This window comes from Flavobacterium laiguense (genome assembly GCF_003097655.1).
GTDB lineage: Bacteria > Bacteroidota > Bacteroidia > Flavobacteriales > Flavobacteriaceae > Flavobacterium > Flavobacterium laiguense.
Genome location: NZ_QCZH01000011.1, coordinates 47,433 through 66,930 on the forward strand (window position 1 = coordinate 47,433; position 19,498 = coordinate 66,930).

Here is a 19,498-nt window from a genome sequence, read left to right on the forward strand (position 1 = left end):
AATCAAATAACCATTGATTTTTAATTATTTACATATTGTTAAATTTACGAATTTTATTATTTGAATACTATGCTTTTATTCAATTGGAAGTAATATTGTAAAAACAGTATGGTCATTTTCTTTGCTATCAATGGCAATGGTGCCTCCATGACCTTTTACCACTATATCATAACTTAGTGACAGGCCCAAACCTGTACCCTCACCAGTTGGTTTAGTGGTAAAGAAAGGTTGCATGACTTTGTCTTTAATGGCTTCTGGAATTCCTATACCATTGTCCCTAACTGTTATTTCGATCCCATTCTCTTTTAATACGGTCTTCACACTAACCATTGGTTTGTATGCTTCATCTGATTTTTTCTGCATTTGATGTGTGGCATAGAAGGCATTGGTGAATAAATTCAGTAAAACACGTCCAATTTCTTGCGTAAACACATTTATTTTTGGCAAATTTTCATCAAAATCAACAACTAGGTCGGCATTAAAACTTTTGTCTTTGGCACGAAGTCCATGATAGGCAAGCCGCAGGTATTCATCGGCCAATTTGTTTATATCTGTAGCTTCTTTAGTTGTATTTCCAGTTCGACTGTGTTGCAACATTCCTTTTACAATACTATCGGCACGCTTACCGTGATAATTTATTTTTTCCAAGTTTTTTTTGATGTCACTTGCAATGTTTTTTACTTCTTCAAAATCACCTTTAACTATTTCTTCATTCATTTCATCCAAAAGCTCAACACTCACTTCGCTAAAATTATTGACAAAGTTTAATGGATTCTGAATTTCATGGGCAATTCCGGCGGTGAGTTCACCAAGTGAGGCCATTTTTTCAGATTGTATTAACTGGTTTTGTGTCGTTTTGAGTTCATCAAGTGCTTTTTGCAACTCCTCTTTTTGACCAAGGATTTCAGCTGTGCGTTCTGCTACCTGTATTTCTAATTTTGCCTTTAAAATTTCGGACTGTTGGAATTCTTTTTCTAATTCTACAGCTTTTAATTGTTCCCTTTCCATGTCTTTGCGTTGTTTTCTAGTGATGAAAAACATGGCAAAAAACCAAATGATTGAAAATACAATTGCCGTATCAAAATAATTATCCCACTCTTTATGAAAGGAAGAACTGATGAGTTCTGTAAAATCTTCTATAAAATTTACGACTACAAAGGGCAACATGGAATAAATAAAAGACTTAAGAGATTTAAATTCTTTTAGAGTAAGGCAAAAGTATATTACAGCAAATAAAAGCACATGTGCTATCCAAGCGGTAATGCCTTTCCTAGAATCTACAATTACTTGAGTAATTAAAAGCGCAATCGAAAGCCAAAAACCCATAAACAAATACTTGTCAATTTGAGGCAATAGGATTTTGCTTTGCAGTTTTTTCCGCAAATAACTAAAAACAATTATCAGTAGAATATAATCAAAGTTCATATTTAATTGCATTAAATAGTATTAAATAACCCGTTGGGTGTAATTGTTTTTTACCACATAGAAGCATAGAATTTATAGTTTTTGAAAAGAGTTTGATAGATGTTTCACTTTTCACATAGTCAATCTATGTGAAAAATAGCGCTATTTTCTATTCTTTCTTTAATTATTAGTTGTAAATCTATGTGGTTTGTTTTTTATTTAAACAGAATTACAACCAACGAGTTATTAAATAGTATTAAATCATCTAAATAAACGGAACATTTTTTTTGTCGTATAACGTAATTTCAATAGAACGCGGATGACACGGAATCGCTAAAGCGAGGACACTGATAAAAACGAATTTTTTTATCGACTGTAAAAAACAGTTCTCATTTTCAATACCGAAAAAACAAAATACGTTATTAAATTATTCGCATTACTTAGGCAAGGTTATAATAAAAACAGAACCCTTGCCTTCTTCCGTTTCTATATTGATAGTACCTCCATGTGATTTCACCACAATATCATAACTCAGTGACAACCCCAAACCAGTTCCCTCTCCTGCCGGTTTTGTAGTGAAAAACGGTTGCATTATTTTGTCTTTAATTCCATCTGGAATTCCTGTTCCATTGTCTTTTACTGTAATCTCAACAAAATTTTCTTTTTGAGTTGTTGTCACGCATAAAACAGGCTTGTATTCTTGGTTTGCGGTTTTTTGCTTTTGGTGTGTTGCATAAAAAGCATTGGTAAACAGGTTGAGAAAAACCCGGCCTATATCTTGTGGGATTACATTAATCTTTGGAAGGGTTGCATCAAAATGAGTTTCCAGTTCAGCATTGAAGCTTTTGTCCTTGGCACGCAAACCATGATAGGCTAATCGTAAATACTCATCGGCAAGCGCATTGATATTTGTTGGTTCTTTTTGTCCCGAGCTAATGCGGGAATGCTGCAACATACCCTTTACAATCGCATCTGCACGTTTGCCGTGATGGTTTATTTTTTCTAAATTTTGTTTAATGTCTAAAGCTAAATTTTTAACTTCTTCAAAGTCTCCTTTTTCAATTTCTACATTCATCTCTTCCAACAATTCACTGCTCACTTCACTGAAATTATTCACAAAGTTCAATGGATTTTGTATTTCATGGGCAATCCCAGCAGTGAGTTCACCAAGTGATGCCATTTTTTCGGATTGAATGAGTTGGAGTTGAGTAGTCTTGAGTGTATTAAAGGCCTTCTCAATTTCTCGGGCATGGGCAAGCTCTTTTTCTTTGGCCAAAGCATGTTCTTTTTCAAGCAGTCTTTTTCGCTGGAAACGGTCTACCAAAAATACACCAAGTATAAAGAGGATTCCGTATAGTGTATATGCCCACCAGGTACGCCACCAAGGAGGAGTAATACGAAACGCGACAGAAGCTCCTGTTATATTCCAAACACCATTACTATTAGCCGCTTTTACTTTGAATATATATTCCCCGGGAGGCAGATCATAATAATATGCGGTTCGAATATTCCCTACTTCTCGCCAGTTGTTATCATAGTTTAACAGTTTGTAGGCAAATTTATTTCTAGGGGGATTTGCATAATGTATTCCTGTGTAATTGATGGATATACTGTTTTGATTGTACTTTAGAACAAAATCTTTTGGCTGTGCTTTTTTATATTTTTTAATAGAATCGATGCCATAATATATTGAATTATCACCAATTTTAAAATCGGTAATAAATACTATTGGTGGGGTTGAATTTTTCGAAATAGTATTTGGATTAAATACCGTGATCCCATTATTGCCTCCAAAAACCATAATTCCTCCCGATGTCTTGAGGTAAGCTCCATCGGCAAACAATCGTCCATGAATACCATCTTCCATCGAAAAATTATTAAACTGCCCCTCTTTTATACTGAATCTGCTGATTCCTTCAAAAGTACTGAGCCAAAGTGCATTGTTTTTTTCGTCTGCCAAAATACCCTGAATCCCCATAGAAGGCAAACCATCCTTAGTTGTATACGTTATGATTTTTCCTGTTTTGATATTGTATTTACCAAGACCACCATCCCAGGTCCCAACCCAAACTATTCCTTCTTTATCCACATGCAGCGAGTTGATGTCTTGCGATTTTAGAATATCCCCTTTTTTCTTGTCAAATCCATACCTTACCACTTTATCGCTCTCATAATTATACAGAAACAATCCGTTATTAGTGAGTAACCATATTCCGTATTTAGGGCTTTCGTAAATATTGATTATTTCATTACTGGTAATATTTGAACCCGAAATCTTCTTCAAATCAAAATGACGAAGTGTTTCTTTATTTTTAATTTTTAAAAAAGCCCCATTAGATGTGCAATACCATTGATTGTCTCGACTGTCTGTAATCAGATTGAAAATATGGAGTTTAGCCAGTATGGGATCGAGAGTAATTTTTTTAAAAGTCTTATTATTGATATTAAAAAGAAACCGACCAAGGTTCGTTTGGAAGAGAATTTCCTCAGGAGAATATAAACCGATTCCATTAGACCAAAATGCCCCAGGTACTCCTTTTGCAATCGGATAAGGTGTTACAGAATTCTTAACCGGATCAAAAACATCAAGACCTGTTTCGGTAATCATCCAAATTTTACCATCACCACTTTCAAACATTTTACTGAGCCAGCCAGAAGTGATAGAATTTTTATCTTCTTTTTTGTTAACAAAGGATTTCAATACGGTTCGATTACTATATCTAAATATCCCCTGAGATTCTGTGCCAATCCAAAAATTATCAAAGGAATCCAAATAAAGGCAAGTAAGAGCATTTCTTACCGATCCTTGATTTTTATTTTCATTCAACACTTCAAATTGCTCTTTTTTCAGGTCAAAACACAGTAAACCAAAAGTGGTAGCAAGCCAGATATTTCCTTTTGAATCAAACTCCATTCCAGTAATCCAAAACGCACTGTTCTTTTCAGTGAATGATTGTTTCAATGGATAAGTTTTTACTTTATCGGAATTGGGATTCCATACACTGAGAACTGAACGAACATCATTGCTTGAAGTAATCCATATATTGCCTCTAGCATCACTTTTGATTGTGCTATAGTATTTATTAGTCGGGAATTCAGGGATTGGCCATTTCTTATTATCAATAGCATTATTTTTATCAATCCTGAAAAAACCATTATTAGCCACTATCCAAACATGGCCCAAAGGGTCTGTAGTGGCTTTATAAACATTTTTCACTTCAATAGAATTGGGAGAATCAAAACGTTTGAGTTTAGTACTGTTTTCATCCTTATAAAAAAGAGCATGGGAATCCTTACTATCATTATAAGAAACCGCTCCAAAATAAATCCTTCCTCTGGAATCCTCATTTATGGTTGTTATTATGATTTGTATTCCCAAAGGAAAATCGGCGAGTTTAGATACAATATAATTCTTGAATCTTTTTGTTATGGGATTGTATTCACTGACTACATCTGTACAGCCAATCCAAATATGACCATTCCGAGCTTCAAAAAGTTTCTGGGTCAAAATACTTCCCATTTTTTTTGAATCTTTGGGATCAACATCATAATGTTTGTATTCATACCCATCATATTGCACAAGCCCATTACTGGTTGCTATCCAGACAACCCCACGACTATCAGTGATAATATCAAGGATAAAATTGCCTTCTAAATCAGGATAAGTAGTAAAATTACTGAATTTGAGTTGCGCGTTAACCGAGGAAAAAAACACCTGAAAACTGACTAATAGGATAACCAAAAAGTACTTTTTCATAGTTCAGCTATTTTTATTAATGTATTTGAACAACAATCTTTCTTTCCTAACCTTCCTTGATTTCTTCTTTCGATTATCTTCATGTTCTTTTACAATAGCGTAAGCCAAAGACATTCGAAAACCGATAACTTATTGGGTAGATTGGGTGGCAAAACAAAGAAAACTTAACTAAAACAATACCAGTCAATTACATGTATTAAAATTACATAAAAACTAACAAACTGATTAGCCTATTCTTAATTTAAATGCAAATAAATTATTCGAGTTACTTCTTTAAACATCAATATTAAACCTTATGAACTCCACAAAAAAACCGTTATTACTTAAATTTATAAGTAATAACGGTTTTTCAATAATTAAGAACTAACCTTTACCTTTAATGCTACTTTATTTTTTTCCTAATTCTCTAATATAATTGACCAATTCCCAACGCTGGTTGTCAGTTAATAGTTCAAAATAAGAAGCCATTGGTGGTTTCCCGTTAGTGATTTTCCAAAAAATGGCTCCATCGGTTTGGCTTTTCACATTTAAAGCCAAAAAATTGGCAGGATGCCGTTCTAAGGTAAGACCAGCTTCTCCGTTCCCTTCTCCTTTTAAACCGTGGCACAGCACACACATTTGATTGAACGTCTCTTTTCCTTTATCGGTTGCTTTCTGATTGCCTAAAAAAGGGTTTTTTAATGAATTAGAATACTCTGGGGCAACCCAACTTATTTCTTGGGAAAAACTTTCAGTACCACAGAACAAAAACAACACAAATACTATTAAAAATCTGAACTTTACTTTCATGGCGCTATTATTTAAATTAATACATCAAATTTAAGAAAACGTTATAGTAATAAAACTGACACTTATCATAAAATTCCACTTTTTTAAATAAAATTTACAAAATATCTACAAATAACAAGTAAAAACAAGATTTACTGATTATTCCACACATTTTATTTAATAACATAACATTCATACAAACACCATTTTCCAGAATTACTGCTTTTAATATTTTTTTGATCTAAAGGTTAAAATCATTTTTTGCCCATAACTATAGACTTCCTGTCATTTTAAATGGTAAAACTCATCTATTAAAAAACGAATCAATAGATATAAAATGGTAACGATTAAAGCAAAAGCAATAATAAAGCTAATGACATTAATAACTATATTGGGAATAAATTTCAGTTTGGGATGCACATAATAAGGCTCACGATGTAAACGCTCATGCATCTTTTTGGCGGCTATTTTTATTTTCTTTTTGATACTTATTTGCTTTAATTAATTCTATACCAATTTAAGATTTATTTGATACTTTTTATATTTTTTAACCTTTTGGGTGTAATTATTTTCAATACATAGATTTTGTAAGCTCAAAAGTAGGTGTTTCACTTATTCAAAATACACATAGTTCTCTATGTGAAATAAATGTATTTCTTTTTTTTGTATTTTTTTTATGAAAGTCCGCAAAGTGTACCATGTATATTTTTTTTTGCCACTGATTTCACAGATTCGCACAGATTTTATTCACATTATTAGAGAAACCTGTGTGAATCTTTTTATCCCGATAGCTATCAGGAGTGGCCAATTTTATTGGTTTGGTATTAATCACGGATACTCAAATTCTTTTTTAAATAAATTCTATGTTTCTCCTATGCTTGCGAAGTTATCGATTTTAATTTTTAAAGTCAATAAATTTGAATAATGAAGTTCGGACATAATCTGAACCTAAAACTATCTTAAATAGTTAGAAAATCTGTTCGAAGAATGGGGTACAGAATACAAACTTCTATGATTCTAATGCGGATTCTGGGTTTAAGAGTGACCGAAGAGGAGACAACTGCCGATTCTATTCCATATAAAAACGCCAAATTTGAAAATAAAAAACCCCGATATTGCTCAAAATTGAGTCAGTATCGGGGTTTTCCTCAAAAACAAACAAATGGGGATCGTTTTGGAAATAGAATTTATTTTCAGCTAATTGGTATTAATCATAATCAACAACAATACTTTCTTTTCCTGTATAAAAATGGGAGACACCTTCGTCCTTCCAAATGTACTCGTATTCGCTCGAAAATCCTTTGTTAGATATGTTTACATCATCGGGATCACCTTTACTGTATTTCACCATATCAATGTGCATTCCTTTCCATATAAAATTATTGGCTAGTTTCTCGCAGTCTTCTTTGCTCCATTCAGGATGTAATTTCTTAATACTTCCTGCTTTGGTTTTCATAAACTGAATATTTTCTTTTTCAAAGGCAACTACTTTTTTATGATTTTCGGAAGCTTGGTATTTTTGATTTAATTCATTAGTATACTTTTCTAGTTTATCAAGAAAAACAGTTGCTTCTTTTTTATTATCTATTGCTTTATAAATATGTAATATACTATCCAAATTTACCTTATACTTGGTTTTAACAATTGACGTAGTGGCATTGTTAAACCTTAAATTATTGATAGACTCTGCATTCTCTTTAGAAGAAAAGTATACAGACACAATTAATCCAACTACAATTAATACGATGGGTACATTTTTTTTCATCTGTAATATTATTTGTTTTTAAATAATTCTATCTCAATATTAAGATTATTATTGCCCTGTTGATGTATTGGAAGTATTTTGTAACCCTTATTAAATACTACCGATCATTTACTTCAAATACACAAAAAACATTACCTTAAATAACTGACATTAATATAGATAGACTACCTACTCCATTATTTAGATTAAAAAGTAAAATATTCTAATTTTATATATTAAAAGTAAAAAAATAAATCAACACAACAGATTAAATTCTTTTTTTTTCGACAAAATACAATTAAAAAATAGTATTGTAAGTTTAAAATTACACGTAATATTACATCCTTTTTAATACCCAAATTGCCCCATAGATTTTACTTCTAAAAATTATCAACAAAAAAGCCACCTCATTCCAAAAAATGAGATGGCTTTTTTAATTTTAGAATGCAGATTTTAGATTTCTCACCTAAAAAAAGCAGAACTGCAATCATTTCTTAAAAACTACAAAATATAATCTGTATTGATAAAATTGGATTCTTTGCTATTCAACAATTCTTGCAAAATTTCATTGTTATAAGCATTGTCTTTCGAAGCTACAAAAGTTCTAATTGAAAACGAACGCAAGGCATCTTCGATACTTAAAGTTCCAAAAGCAGAATCCTTTCTTCCTGTAAAAGGAAAAACGTCTGGTCCTCTTTGGCAAGAACTATTCAAGTTTACTCTACAAACCAGATTTACCAAAGTATCAATAAGTGGTGCAATAGTTTTGATGTTTTTTCCAAACAGACTCACTTGTTGTCCGTAATTAGATTCGGCCATGTCATTCAAAGGCTCTTGAATGTCTTTGAATGTTATAATAGGTACTACTGGTCCAAATTGCTCTTCATGATACACACGCATTTCTTTATTTATTGGAAACAAAACAGCTGGAAATATAAAATTCTCTGAATGCTCCCCTCCTTTTGCATTGATCACTTTGGCACCTTTGCTGGTGGCATCATCAATCAATTCCTGAATATAGGCCGGTTTTTCGGTTTCAGGAAGCGGTGTCAATGAAACTCCTTTTTCCCAAGGATTTCCGAATACTAGAGCATCTACTTTTTCAGCAAAACGTTTGTTAAACTCTGCAGCTATATTTTCGTGTACATAAATAATTTTCAATGCCGTACAACGTTGCCCATTAAAAGACAAAGAACCCGCAATACATTCTTGGATGGCCAAATCCAAATCGGCATCTGGAAGTATTATCGCTGGATTTTTGGCTTCTAACCCTAGTACCAAACGCAATCTATTTTTGTTCGGGTGTTGGTCTTGCAAAGCAATTGCCGATTTACTATTACCTATTAATGCCAAAATATCGACCATTCCCGATCTCATTATTGGCGAAGCAATTTCACGTCCTCTTCCATAAACGATGCTGATAACCCCTTTTGGAAAACTACTTTTGAATGCTTCTAATAATGGTGAAATCAATAACACTCCGTGCTTAGCCGGTTTGAAAATCACAGGGTTCCCCATAATTAAGGCGGGAATAAGCAAGGTAAACGTTTCATTTAAAGGATAGTTGTAAGGTCCAAGACACAATACTACTCCTAGTGGTCCTCTTCGAACCATGGCATTAATTCCTTGCACTTTTGAGAAATGAGCCGAACGACTGTTTAATTCTTTATAACTTTCTATTGTATCATTTATATATTCAACAGTTCTGTCAAATTCTTTTTCAGAATCTCCTAATGTTTTTCCAATTTCCCACATCAAAAGTTTAACTACTTCGGTACGGGTTGTTTTCATTTGAGTCACAAAATGCTCCATACATTTAATACGATCCACCACTTTCATGGTTGGCCATAAACCTTGACCATTATTGAATGCCTTTTGAGCTGACTCTGCTACTTCAATAGCTTCTGTTTCTCCCATAAATGGAATAGATCCTAATAAAGTAGGGGCATAATTTTCTGTTGACGAAATAGTAGAATAAACTTCAGTTGTTTTTCCAGTCCATTTTTTTAATTCCCCATCTACTAAATAAGTATCTTGTATAAGAGGCTTTGTAATTTGAAATTCTTGAGGTATTGTATTCATTCTTTTGGTTATTTTGGTTATTTCAATTTTTGGTTATTTGTGCTTTAAATGCAAAAAAGAGGCAAAAGCCTCTTTTAGTATATGGTTAAACTATATCACCATTCCATTCTATAATTCCACCTAACAAATTGTAGGCATTTTCAAACCCCAACTCATTCATGATTTCACATGTTTTTCCGCTTCTAGCTCCAGAACGACAATAGATATAATAATTTTTACTTTTATCTAATGCAGCAATTTCATCTATAAAAGCCTGACCTTTATGAAAATCAATATTGATAGATCCTTCTATTATACCTTGATCACATTCATCTTCAGATCTCACATCTAGCATTACTCCTTTTTCATCGGCTTCAAATTGCGAAACCCAATCTTCTTGTGTTAAATTCATAATATTTATTTTTTTGTAAAAATACAAGGTTTTCTTTAAACAACACCGCTCTTTATTACGAATTACTCAATAAATCAAAGAAAACGTTTTCGTAAAACACTAAAACGCAGTGTATTTAACGTTTAACTTAGTAAACCATAAAACAGAGCTGTTTTTAACTTAGTAAATTTCATTTTCAATAATTCAATTTTTCGAAAATTCACTTTAAAACCCATCTCTTCAATAATGACTAAGAAGCTATTTTTTTTACTACTTTTACAATATTAGTACCTAGCTAATTTCAAATTAAAAAAAATGTCAGACCAACTACAAAAGCTATTTCCTTCTTTCTCCAAAGAATTAATTCAAGATATAAAAGCAAACGAAGTCATCAAAAACTTTAGCTCAGGTGAAATTATCATGCGTACTGGGCAATATATCAAAAATACGGTACTGGTAACCAAGGGAACCATCAAAGTCTATCGTGAAGACGATGATGGTGGTGAGTTTTTTATGTATTACTTAAAACCTGGCCAAGCTTGTGCACTTTCTATGGTGTGTGCCACCAAGAATGAAAAAAGCCAAATAATGGCCAAAGTAGTTGAAGATGCCGAAGTGATAATGGTGCCTTTGTCTTTAATGGATAAATGGATGATGGAACATAGAAGTTGGTACGAATTTGTAATTGGCACCTATCGCAATCGGTTTGAAGAAGTTCTGGAAGTGATTGACAGTATCGCTTTTAGAGCCATGGATGAACGCCTAGAGTTCTACCTAAAACGCCAAGTTGAAGCTTGTGGTTGCAAAGAATTGAAACTTTCTCATCAAGAAATTGGATCGGATTTGAATACTTCAAGGGAAGTTATTTCGAGACTTCTCAAGAAAATGGAACAAAGAGGTTTGGTAAAACTACATCGCAATCAGATAGAGATATTGATGTAAAGAAAAACTCAATGTGACAAAAATCACATTTTACCACATTTTTAAGCACGACATTTGCATAAACATATTTACAAATGGAATACTTTGGTTATTTGGCTTCAATAATAATAGGGCTTTCTTTAGGTCTTATTGGTGGTGGTGGTTCTATTTTGACAATTCCTATTTTAGTCTATTTATTCAAAATAGACCCAAAATTAGCGACTACTTATTCACTATTTATCGTTGGAATTACCGCTTTATCTGGGTGTTTCAGTCATTATAAAATGGGAAACCTTAAGATGAAATCGGCTTTGTATTTTGCGGTTCCTTCTGTTTTTTCGATTTTAATTATACGAGAAGTAATTTTTTTAAAAATTCCAAATGTACTTTTTACAATCGATGACTTTCAAGTGACCAAAAATTTTCTGATCATGATTATTTTCGCAGTCTTGATGATGGCTGCTTCTTTTTCGATGATTCGCAAAACCAATTCAAACATACAATCAGCTGGCACCAATTACTGGCAATTGGCATTTATAGGTGCTATTGTAGGGATTGTAACAGGTTTTCTGGGTGCTGGTGGTGGTTTTTTAATTATCCCTGCCTTATTATTTTTTGCTAATCTACCTATGAAACAAGCGGTTGGAACCTCCTTATTTATTATATTTATCAACTCTTCTATCGGTTTTATGGGCGATTTATATATTGGAACAGCTATTGACTATCCTTTTTTATTAACTATTTCTTCAATTGCTTTCTTCGGAATGTTAATAGGAACTCAGCTTTCAAAAAAACTAGACGGAGATAAATTAAAACCTATTTTCGGTTGGTTTATTTTGGTTATGGGAATCTATATCATTATCAAAGAAATTTTCTTAAAATAAACTTTCGTTAAAAGTAACAATTGTCACAAATAGTATCAAAAAACGAAATTAACTTTGTACCATATTAAAACAAAAAACACCATGCAAATAGAACAAATATATACAGGATGTCTGGCTCAAGGAGCTTATTATATCACTTCCAATGGAGAAGCAGCTATAATTGATCCACTAAGAGAAACACAACCCTATTTGGACAGAATTGAACGGGATGGGGTCAAACTAAAATATATTTTCGAAACTCATTTTCATGCCGATTTTGTTTCCGGCCATCTTGATTTAAGTAACGAAACGGGAGCAACAATCGTTTATGGACCAACTGCAAAACCCGAATTTGAAGCCATAATAGCCATCGACAACGAAATATTCGAAATAGGAAATATCAAAATAAAAGTACTCCACACCCCAGGTCACACCATGGAAAGTAGTACTTATTTATTAATAGATGAAAATGGAAAAGACTATGCTATTTTCTCTGGTGACACCCTATTTATTGGAGATGTAGGAAGACCCGATCTCGCTCAAAAAGCAGCTTCTATGACTCAAGAGCAATTGGCTGGTTTATTATTCCATTCGTTAAGAGACAAAGTGATGACACTGGCAGACGATGTCATTGTATATCCCGCTCATGGAGCTGGAAGTGCCTGCGGAAAGAATATGAGTAAAGAAACGGTATCTACTATTGGAAATCAAAAAGAAAACAATTACGCATTAAGAGCCAATATGACCGAAGCTGAATTCATTACAGAAGTGACCGATGGACTTCTTCCTCCCCCAGCCTATTTTGGGATGAATGTGGCCATGAATAAAAAAGGATACGACAGTTTTGAACATGTAAAGGATTTAGGCATGAAAGCGTTAACAGTTAACGAATTTGAAGCTCTGGCTGAAGAAACGGGTGCCTTAATTTTAGATACTCGAAACAATGGTGATTTCTGTAAAGGTTTCATTCCGCAATCCATAAACATCGGAATTAATGGTGACTTTGCCCCTTGGGTAGGCGCCCTGATAGCTGAAGTAAAACAACCTATTTTATTGGTGACCGAACTTGGAAGAGAAGAAGAAACCGTAACGCGCTTGAGCCGAGTAGGATTTGACAATCAAATTGGCCATTTAAAAGGTGGTTTTGAAACTTGGAAAAATGCTAGTAAAGAAATTGACACCGTAAACCGCATCAATGCCGAACAGTTTAATGAACAAGTAAAAATTGGTGAAAGCAAAATTATCGATATTCGTAAAGCCACAGAATATAGTGCAGAACATATAGAAGAAGCGTATAGCAAACCACTTGCCAACATCAACGATTGGATAAAAGACATCGACCCAAAGGAACATTTCTTTATGCATTGTGCCGGGGGGTATCGTAGCATGATTGCAGCATCGATTTTACAGGCTCGTGGATTTAGAAATTTCACAGAAATAGAAGGTGGATATAATGCTATTGCCAAGACTACAATTCCAAGAACCGATTTTATCTGTCAAAGTAAAATTCAATAGCAATGACAAAGGTAAATTCAAAAATAAAATGATAATTAGGGCGTGACCGCGTTGAGCAAAGGGGCTTACCTATAGCACTGCTCATTGAGCCCCTTTGCTCCACACGGTCGGGCTATCACGAGCGCTATGGCGCCTTGTTCTATCCCTCACGCTTACGTTATATCGACACTATTTAGTTTAAACCAGAAAAAATGGCAATGACAATTTCAATTTCAAAAAAAAACAAACTTATTTAATTAAAACAACTAGAGTTTAAATGTTAACGGAGTCGTATTCCCCTCTCGAGAGGGGTTAGGGGTGTGTTTTCACTTAAATAACTCGGAAAATACAACAACAATTAATCATCCAACAAACACTTTATATTATGAAAAAAAATATGGGTTCAACAGACAAAATGATTCGCTCAGTAATTGGGATAATTATTGCTATACTCTATTATTCCGGTGTGATAAATGGTAAACTTGCAATTGTTTTATTGGCTTTTGCCATAGTATTTTTACTAACTAGTTTTATTAGTTTTTGCCCTTTGTATAAAATTTTAGGTATCAACACCAATAAAAAATTATAAATATGGAAGATTTAAAATGTTGTATAGTATCCTGCGAAAAACCGTTGGACCAATCCTATTGGGACAATCAATATCTATCCAATACGATAGGATGGGATCTTGGCGAAGTATCGCCGCCCATAAAGAGTTATGTCGATACTTTAAAAGATAAAACCATTCGGGTATTGATTCCAGGTTGTGGGAATACTTATGAAGCGGAATATCTTTTGGAAAAAGGATTTACAAACGTTACCGTTATTGATATTGCACCAACATTGGTCGAAAATCTAAAAATAAAATTCAAAGACAACCCCAACATCAATATCGTATTGGGAGATTTTTTTGAGCATCAGGGCGAATATGATTTAATAATCGAACAAACCTTCTTTTGTGCCTTACCTCCCACCCTGCGCCAAAAATACGTTTGGAAAATGCATCAGCTACTAGCCAAAGACGGAAAAATTACAGGATTATTATTCAATAGAACCTTCGAAAGTGGCCCTCCTTTTGGTGGAAGCCAAGAAGAATATAATTTGCTTTTTCAAAAAGCTTTTAATTTTCAAAAAATGGAGGTTTGCCAAAATTCTGCCACTCCAAGAGCTGAATCCGAATTGTTTATCGAATTGCAAAAAAATAACGAAGTTCTTGTCAGTCTATATCCCTTTGAAGGTATCACTTGTAGTGGTTGTAAAAATACCGTTTCCGAAAAATATGCAGCAATTGAAGGCGTTCTCAATGTAAGTATGAGTAGTAATTTTGCCGAAGTATTAATAGTAAGTCAAAATGAAATTGATTTAGAAATTTTGCAAAAAGAAATTGCTTACGATGATAAATATAAAATAACTCAAAAGATTTAGAAAATAAATAAATGAAAGATTTACTATTCTCCAACTGGCACGTAATGCGCATTTTCCGTTTGGCTTTTGGAATATTCTTATTTGCACAAGCCTATAATACTCATGAATGGTTTTTCATTGCTTTTGGGCTATTTTTCTTTGTTCAAGCCATTTTCAATACGGGCTGCGGGCCAAAAGGGTGTGCAGTTCCCAGAAAAAAATAAAAAACAATAAAAATGAGTACTTTCAACAATATTATACAATCCGAGAAACCAGTTTTGGTTGATTTTTTTGCTACTTGGTGTGGCCCTTGTCAAACATTGGCTCCTATTTTAAAGCAAGTCAAAGACAATTTGGGTGATCGTATCTCCATCATCAAAATTGATGTGGACAAAAACCAACAAATCGCTTCGCAATACCAAGTTCGCGGTGTTCCAACTATGATTCTTTTCCAAAACGGGAAACAATTGTGGAGACAATCCGGTGTCCTAAGCGCTTCGGATTTAATAAAAGTAATAGTAGAAAAGAGCAACTCATGACCAAAAAAGCGATCATTATTACTAGTATAGGAATTCTAGTTGGTGCGATTGGCGGCTATTTGTATTATCACTTTGTGGGTTGTGCTTCTGGCAGTTGTGCCATAACATCAAAACCAGTAAACTCGACACTTTATGGTAGTTTACTCGGCGGATTATTGTTTAATATGTTTGTAAAAGAAGAAAGAAAATAGATAAAAAAATAGTAGCCACTAATTTCATAAATTAATCAGTGGAAATCTGTGTAATCAGTGGCGAAAAAAATCACAAGTATTTCAACTCGAAATACTTTTTTTATTTATCTTTGTTAACCAAACGGTTAAACCGAACAGTTAACACCAATGACCACAGAAGAAAAAATATTCAACGCCGCTAGAATTGTATTCCAAAAAAAGGGATTCGCTGGTGCACGCATGCAAGAAATTGCAGACCAAGCTGGCATCAACAAAGCAATGCTTCATTATTGCTTCAAAAGCAAACAGTTACTTTTTGAAGCCGTTTTTATGAATGCTTTCAGCCAATTGGCTCCACAAATTAATGAGATTTTCAATTCGGATGCAACGGTTTTTGAGAAAATTAGAAAATTCACGCACAGTTACATTTCGTTTGTCATTGTCAACCCTTATTTACCGCCATTTGTAATTCAGGAAATGAACAACAATCCCGAATTTGTAATGTCATTTTTGAATCACAAAAACAAACCCAACCCTACTCCATTACTAGCCCAAATCGAAAAAGAAATAGCCGATGGAATAATCAAACCCATCCATCCAAAACAGCTTTTATTGGACATTTTTTCGATGACGGTTTTTCCTTTTGCCGCCAAAATGATGGTGAAAGGAATCATTCAGCTTTCCGAAACAGAATTCAATGAAATGATGGAAGAACGAAAAACTAGCATAGCCGAAACAATCATTAATTCGATAAAAAAATGAGAACTTCAAAATACACCATTGGCATCTTTTTTTTATTCCCCATTTTTGCTTTAGCACAGCAAAAAATGACACTGGAAAATTGTTATTCTTTGGTTCATCAAAATTATCCAACAGCCAAACAAATTACATTATTACAGCAAAAATCCGATTACGAAGTGAATGCTTTACAAACTGGAAAACTGCCAAAAATAGATTTGAATGCACAAGGAACCTATCAAAATCAAGTTACCGAAATTCCAAATCCATTTGTAACACCACTGAACAAAGACCAATACAAAGCCACTTTAGATATCAACCAGTTGCTTTATAATGGCGGGTTAATTGATGCCAATACCAAACTCAAAGAAGCGCAAACCAAAACCCAACAGCAACAAGTCGAGGTTAATTTATACCAACTCAAGTCCAAAATAAATCAGTTATTTTTTTCTATTTTACTTTTGCAGGAGCGAAAAGACCTTTTGATTGCCAAGCAAAAACAATTGGAATCTAAAATAAAAGAGGTCAAGGCAGGCATTCAGTTTGGTGCCATTCTACCCGCTTCCGAGAAAGTATTGGAAGCCGAAAATCTTAAAATCAAACAGCAACTTTCGGAAATTCAATATGACAGGAAAAGGTTGTTTGAAAATCTTTCTTCCATAACCTATACCACAATTCCGGAAACAACAGAATTAGATAAACCAATTATTACCACACCAACAAATACAACCATTAACCGACCAGAAATACATTACTTCGAATTACAGGAACAACAAATCGATGCTTCAAAAAGCATATTGACCAAAAATAATTTACCCAAAATAAATGCCTTTGGAATCGCAGGTTACGGAAATCCAGGTTTGAATATGATTGAAAACTCGTTTGAACCCATTTTCATGGTAGGATTGAAAGCCAATTGGAATGTCTTTGACTGGAACAAATCAAAATCAGAGAAGGAAGCACTTATTGTTTCTGCCGATATCATCGCTACCGAAAAAGAAACGTTCTTGCTCAACAACAACATTCAACTGCAAGAAATCAATGCAGAAATACAAAAATCGGAAGCCAACATCGCAACCGATACCGACATAATCACTCTACGAGAATATGTAGAGAAATCGGCCAGTTCACAATTAAAAAATGGCGTCATCACCGCCTCCGAATATTTGACCGAATTCACCAATTTGTATGAAGCTAAAAACAGCCAAAAAATTCACGAAATACAATTGGAACTGGCAAAAGCCAATTATCAAGTCGTTATTGGAAGTCCTCCCCCGCCCCGCCCCTAGCCCCTAAAGGGGGATAAATAGGGCGACACAATTAAACTTTTAAACCATTAAACAAAATGAAACAAATATTTATCCTAACACTTCTGTTAAGCCTGTTTTCGTGCAACAGCAGCAACGAAAAAGCCGATGGTTACGGGAATTTTGAAGCGACCGAAGTCACCATTTCGGCGGAAGCCAATGGAAAACTGGAGTATTTAAATCTTGAAGAAGGTGATATAATCGAGCCAAATACTTTGGTAGGATTGGTCGATACCATTCAATTGCATTTGAACAAGCAGCAACTCGTAGCTTCAAAGGCGACAGTGTATTCCAAATCGGAAAATGTATTATCACAAATCAGCGTATTGCAAGCACAACTCAAAACCACATTGAAAGAGCAAAAAAGGATTCAGAATATGTTTGCCGAAAACGCCGCCACCAAACGTCAAGTTGATGAAATAGAAGGAAAAGTGAATGTAATTAAAGAACAAATAAAAGGAGTTCAAACCCAAAATGCACCAATTATAAACGAAATCACCTCAATTGATGTTCAAATCAAGAAGATTAATGACCAAATCAAGAACAGCAAAATAATCAATCCGATAAAAGCAACCGTTTTGGCCAAATATGCCGAACCCAATGAAACAGCTTCCTTTGGAAAACCGCTTTATAAAATAGCCAACCTCAGCCAAATGACGTTACGCGTTTACATTAGCGAAACCCAACTCCCGCAAATAAAATTAAATCAAAAAGTAACTGTAAAAATCGATAACGGAACCGGAATGAAATCCTATCCCGGAACAATTTCCTGGATTTCATCGGTAGCGGAGTTCACTCCAAAAATCATTCAAACCAAAGAAGAACGCGTAAACTTAGTCTATGCCGTAAAAATGGAAGTGAAAAATGATGGCGGTTTAAAAATAGGAATGCCCGCCGAAATGTGGATAGCCCCCAATGATATTAAGTTAAGGATAAAATGATAAATTTGATTGCAGATTTTTGATTAACGATTTTTGATTTTTGATTTTCTTTGATTGCCATTGTTATTGAAATTGCCATTGACCATGAGTATAAAAGTCCAAAACATTTCCAAATCCTACAACAAGTTAAAAGCGGTTGAAGCCATTTCTTTTGCCGTAAATGAAGGTGAAATATTTGGTCTCATTGGGCCTGATGGAGCCGGAAAAACAACGCTTTTCAGGATATTAACCACTTTGCTGATTGCCGATGAAGGAACTGCATCCGTTGCGGGATTTGATGTCGTCAAAGAATACAAATCCATACGAAATTGCGTGGGTTATATGCCCGGAAAATTCTCTTTGTATCAAGATTTATCCGTTGAAGAAAACTTGACTTTTTTCGCGACACTTTTTGGCACTACCATCAAAGAAAGTTATGATTTAATCAAAGATATTTACATTCAGATAGAGCCTTTTAAAACTCGAAGAGCGGGAGCACTTTCAGGCGGAATGAAACAAAAACTGGCTTTGTGCTGTGCTTTAATCCACAAACCAAAAGTCTTATTTCTGGACGAACCCACAACAGGAGTAGATCCCGTTTCCCGAAAAGAATTTTGGCAAATGCTCAAGCTATTACAACAAAAAGGAATTACGATTTTGGTTTCAACACCGTATATGGATGAAGCGGCTATGTGTGACCGAATTGCCTTAATCCAGAAAGGACAAATATTAATAATTGATTCTCCTAATAACATTATCGAGAAATATGAGAAAACCATTTATGACGTTCGAGCCAAGAACGCTTATCAGCTCCTACTCGATTTAAAAAGTTATCCGAGTCAATACAGTGTTTTTGCTTTTGGGGAATCCATTCATTATATCGATAAAAAAACAGAATTTGATAGTAACGAATTGCATAAATATCTAGAAGAAAAAAAACATGCCGAAATAGAAATTCGAATAACAAAACCAACCATAGAAGATGTTTTTATGGATTTGTAATTAATTACTAAATAA

The 19,498-nt window shown here is 34.0% G+C and carries 18 protein-coding genes; 12 read left to right on the forward strand and 6 right to left on the reverse strand.

The window, feature by feature from the left end; genetic code table 11:
* Positions 1-75: 75 nt before the first annotated feature.
* From DB891_RS10815 to DB891_RS10840, 6 genes are all read right to left on the reverse strand, one after another.
* A complete protein-coding gene (locus tag DB891_RS10815) occupies positions 76-1,425 on the reverse strand; it encodes a sensor histidine kinase (RefSeq protein WP_116763489.1) in 1,350 nt (449 codons plus the stop codon).
* 415 nt (positions 1,426-1,840) lie between these two features.
* Entirely contained in the window at positions 1,841-5,161 is a 3,321-nt protein-coding gene (locus DB891_RS10820; RefSeq protein WP_116763405.1) for a sensor histidine kinase, read from the reverse strand.
* Between the two features lie 387 nt (positions 5,162-5,548).
* The gene (locus tag DB891_RS10825) at positions 5,549-5,950 is read right to left on the reverse strand and encodes a c-type cytochrome (protein WP_116763407.1); all 402 of its coding nucleotides are present in this window, start codon (positions 5,948-5,950) and stop codon (positions 5,549-5,551) included.
* A 1,186-nt stretch (positions 5,951-7,136) separates the two neighbouring features.
* Complete coding sequence (locus tag DB891_RS10830) at positions 7,137-7,694, reverse strand: hypothetical protein (protein WP_116763409.1); 558 nt, start codon at positions 7,692-7,694, stop codon at positions 7,137-7,139.
* A gap of 480 nt (positions 7,695-8,174) precedes the next feature.
* Positions 8,175-9,755 carry an NADP-dependent glyceraldehyde-3-phosphate dehydrogenase gene (locus DB891_RS10835; RefSeq protein WP_116763411.1) on the reverse strand — a complete coding sequence of 527 codons (1,581 nt, stop codon included), beginning with the start codon at positions 9,753-9,755 and terminating at the stop codon, positions 8,175-8,177.
* Positions 9,756-9,840: 85 nt separating this feature from the next.
* Positions 9,841-10,146, reverse strand: a complete 306-nt coding sequence (locus DB891_RS10840; RefSeq protein WP_116763413.1) for a rhodanese-like domain-containing protein — start codon at positions 10,144-10,146, stop codon at positions 9,841-9,843.
* Positions 10,147-10,440: 294 nt separating this feature from the next.
* Here DB891_RS10840 and DB891_RS10845 point away from each other — a divergent pair, with 294 nt between their 5' ends.
* The 12 genes from DB891_RS10845 to DB891_RS10900 all read left to right on the forward strand — a co-directional run bounded on the left by DB891_RS10845 (position 10,441) and on the right by DB891_RS10900 (position 19,483).
* Complete coding sequence (locus tag DB891_RS10845; protein ID WP_116763415.1) at positions 10,441-11,067, forward strand: Crp/Fnr family transcriptional regulator; 627 nt, start codon at positions 10,441-10,443, stop codon at positions 11,065-11,067.
* Positions 11,068-11,141: 74 nt separating this feature from the next.
* Entirely contained in the window at positions 11,142-11,930 is a 789-nt protein-coding gene (locus DB891_RS10850; RefSeq protein WP_116763417.1) for a sulfite exporter TauE/SafE family protein, read from the forward strand.
* 81 nt (positions 11,931-12,011) lie between these two features.
* Positions 12,012-13,424 (forward strand): MBL fold metallo-hydrolase, encoded by a 1,413-nt coding sequence (locus tag DB891_RS10855; RefSeq protein ID WP_116763419.1) that lies wholly within the window; start codon positions 12,012-12,014, stop codon positions 13,422-13,424.
* A 364-nt stretch (positions 13,425-13,788) separates the two neighbouring features.
* Positions 13,789-13,992: a YgaP family membrane protein gene (locus DB891_RS10860; protein WP_116763421.1), complete on the forward strand. Its 204-nt coding sequence runs from the start codon at positions 13,789-13,791 to the stop codon at positions 13,990-13,992.
* A gap of 2 nt (positions 13,993-13,994) precedes the next feature.
* Positions 13,995-14,828 (forward strand): methyltransferase domain-containing protein, encoded by an 834-nt coding sequence (locus DB891_RS10865; protein WP_116763423.1) that lies wholly within the window; start codon positions 13,995-13,997, stop codon positions 14,826-14,828.
* A gap of 11 nt (positions 14,829-14,839) precedes the next feature.
* The gene (locus DB891_RS10870) at positions 14,840-15,031 is read left to right on the forward strand and encodes a hypothetical protein (RefSeq protein WP_116763425.1); all 192 of its coding nucleotides are present in this window, start codon (positions 14,840-14,842) and stop codon (positions 15,029-15,031) included.
* A 12-nt stretch (positions 15,032-15,043) separates the two neighbouring features.
* Entirely contained in the window at positions 15,044-15,346 is a 303-nt protein-coding gene (gene trxA, locus DB891_RS10875; protein ID WP_116763427.1) for a thioredoxin, read from the forward strand.
* Positions 15,343-15,537 carry a DUF6132 family protein gene (locus tag DB891_RS10880; protein WP_116763429.1) on the forward strand — a complete coding sequence of 65 codons (195 nt, stop codon included), beginning with the start codon at positions 15,343-15,345 and terminating at the stop codon, positions 15,535-15,537. Before trxA ends, DB891_RS10880 begins: the two co-directional genes overlap by 4 nt.
* 147 nt (positions 15,538-15,684) lie before the next feature.
* Positions 15,685-16,278 (forward strand): TetR/AcrR family transcriptional regulator, encoded by a 594-nt coding sequence (locus tag DB891_RS10885; protein ID WP_116763431.1) that lies wholly within the window; start codon positions 15,685-15,687, stop codon positions 16,276-16,278.
* Positions 16,275-17,543: a TolC family protein gene (locus DB891_RS10890; RefSeq protein ID WP_116763433.1), complete on the forward strand. Its 1,269-nt coding sequence runs from the start codon at positions 16,275-16,277 to the stop codon at positions 17,541-17,543. Before DB891_RS10885 ends, DB891_RS10890 begins: the two co-directional genes overlap by 4 nt.
* A 56-nt stretch (positions 17,544-17,599) precedes the next feature.
* Positions 17,600-18,502: an HlyD family secretion protein gene (locus DB891_RS10895; RefSeq protein ID WP_116763435.1), complete on the forward strand. Its 903-nt coding sequence runs from the start codon at positions 17,600-17,602 to the stop codon at positions 18,500-18,502.
* 84 nt (positions 18,503-18,586) lie between these two features.
* Positions 18,587-19,483 (forward strand): ABC transporter ATP-binding protein, encoded by an 897-nt coding sequence (locus DB891_RS10900; RefSeq protein WP_116763437.1) that lies wholly within the window; start codon positions 18,587-18,589, stop codon positions 19,481-19,483.
* Positions 19,484-19,498: the final 15 nt, after the last annotated feature.